Source organism: Neisseria sicca VK64 (genome assembly GCF_000260655.1).
Lineage (GTDB): Bacteria > Pseudomonadota > Gammaproteobacteria > Burkholderiales > Neisseriaceae > Neisseria > Neisseria sicca_B.
In genome coordinates this window covers 1-2,254 of record NZ_AJMT01000011.1, presented here as the reverse complement: position 1 = coordinate 2,254, position 2,254 = coordinate 1, and the positions used below count along the sequence as shown (strand labels likewise).

The 2,254-nt window shown below is 44.7% G+C and carries 2 protein-coding genes and 1 pseudogene; all 3 read right to left on the bottom strand.

The genetic code is table 11. The features are described from left to right. Nucleotides 1-491, bottom strand: a pseudogene (locus tag HMPREF1051_RS14995) (RHS repeat protein); the annotation flags it as partial. A 434-nt stretch (nucleotides 492-925) separates the two neighbouring features. Then, complete coding sequence (locus HMPREF1051_RS01135) at nucleotides 926-1,273, bottom strand: hypothetical protein (RefSeq protein ID WP_036491022.1); 348 nt, start codon at nucleotides 1,271-1,273, stop codon at nucleotides 926-928. Between the two features lie 11 nt (nucleotides 1,274-1,284). Beyond that, nucleotides 1,285-2,254 (bottom strand): RHS repeat domain-containing protein (locus HMPREF1051_RS15425; protein ID WP_003763128.1); only part of this gene is annotated, 970 nt, incomplete at its 5' end.

Below are 2,254 nucleotides of genomic sequence, written 5' to 3'. Positions count from 1 at the left end.
TAGCGGACGGTTTCGGTGACGGGCAGGTACAGCATGTCGTACTGCGCATCGCGCCAGTCGGTTTCGGGCAATCCGTTTCGGGCGTTCTCTTCTTTGCTCGGCACCTTCCATTGGTGTTGGGCGATGAGTTGGCCGTTTTCGTTGTAGTCGAAGCAGGTGATGCTGTGGCGGTTGGCGGCGCGGACGAGGTTGCCGTTCGGGTCGTATTGGTAAGCGGTTTCCTGAACTTGGTCGTTATCGCGGGCGAGGGTGTGGATTAAGCGTCCCAATATATCGCGTTTGAACTCGGTAATCCGCAGCGGGGTTTGGTTGTCGAGGTCATCTGAAAGCGGGGATGCGTCTTTTTTGGGGAGGGGCTGTCCGCCCAGTTGCGCCATCAGTTTGGCGGCGAGGGAGGCGTCGTCACCGAATTCGCGCTGCTCGACCAGTTCGTTGCCGGCGTTGTAGCGGTAGCCGGTGAGCTTATGGTCGAAACCGCTTTCGGCAATCAGGCGGTCGAGGACGTCGTAGGCAAAGCGGTAGCGCGCACCGTTTTCATTGGTGAGGCCGACTAAGCGGCGGGCTTTGTCGTAATGGTAGCCGAAGGTATGGCCCAGTGCATTGGTGCGTCGGGTCGGCAGACCGTCTTGGCCGTATTCGTAGGCGATTTGGACTTAGATTGTTACAGAATAAATGTTTCAGACGACCTCGAAAAAGGGTTGAGGTCGTCTGAAAAATAGAAACCGCGTGCGTGCGTATCGCACACACCCTACGTCAGGATTGGAGGTTTCATGGGGGGCTGCTGCTTGCTGAAAGGGAACGGGGTATTTTTCAGACGGTCTTTAATGGAAATTTAAAAAAAACCGTGCATGGCTGCGCTACACCACTATACTCAAGAAATAAACGTTCCGTTCAGGTACGCTCGTTATGTGGGCTTATCTTTAACTTATCCAATTTCTTTTAATTTTTTTTCCAAATATTTAATATCTGGTGGATTTTTATTAGCCCCTTTTATTTTGTCAATCCAATGATAAGCTATTTCAGAAAATATAATACCTTTTTCAGTTAAATCATTCTCATACACGGGGTCATGTATAATTTCCCCTAAATCATCACACAACCTTACTTTTGAAAGATTGTGTTTATCATAAAAATAATAAATTTCTTTATATTTTCTTGTGATTCTATCTCCGGCTTCAACATATAAATCTTTATCCAAGTACTCGGATAATTCCTTAGGAGCTATCGCATTGTACTCAAAAGCTTCTTTGAAATTAAAAATTTCATTACTCATAATATAACCTTCTAAATAATACGCATAATTTGAGACATTGATACTTCAATTAATTCTTTTGAACCTTTTGGTTTAATACAAATTCCTCCTTTTTTTCTAATTTCTTTCTCTTTTGCCATTTGTTTAGTTTTATCAGTCTCTGGACCAGTTACCTCATAACATTTTCCAAAATTATTTTCAATTATGACAAAATTAACTCTTCGTCTAGAACCAAATTTATCTCTAACAGATTTTCCTGTCTTACAATCTCTTAAATATCTTTCTCTTTCAATTTTAGCATTAGTACCTTTAATTTTATCTTTTAAAATTCTCAGAGCTTTGGTTTCTCGAGAATCACCTAAAATTTTATTTGGAATTGGTGTACCTGTTAGACCTAAAGTATCAACCCAAAGAGTTACATTAAAACCAAACTGATAAAAATTCACACCTCCTTCCAACCCAATCGGATCCTGATTCACAAACCTGCCCGAATTCGGCTCGTAATACCTAAAGAAGTTGTAATGCAGCCCCGTTTCACGGTCGGCATATTGGTTCTGTAACCGGAAGGGTTGGTATGCACTATCCGTTACCTTGGTTTCCTCTTTCAGACGACCCCAGCCGGTATAGTTGCCGAACCATAAGAGGTTGCCGTCCTTATCGGTCATTTCTCTTGGGATGCCGATTTGGTCGCAGTGGAAGTAGCGGGTTTGTTGTCGGCTTTCTCTGTCTTCGGTTGTCCAATCGCGGACTTGCGCCAGCGGTTCGTAGCTGCCCGGATCGGTGTAGATATAGGTATACCTGCCGTCCGGGTGGATTTCTTGCAGTAAATGGCTGCCGTCCCAAACGAAGCGTGTTTGGTTTTCGAGGTCGTTCCCGCTTAAATCATGCGGGAATGACGTTTCTGAAACCTCCTGACTGGTTTTCAGACGACCTTTGCCTATCCTTCTGCCCAAGGCGTCGTAGCTGTAGGACCAAGTTTCTTTCGTGCCGTCTTTTTTGAAG

What these genes read in the sequence shown, in the direction of transcription:
- HMPREF1051_RS01135 (WP_036491022.1), bottom strand. Translation starts at nt 1,273, where the DNA reads ATGAGTAATGAAATTTTTAATTTCAAAGAAGCTTTTGAGTACAATGCG.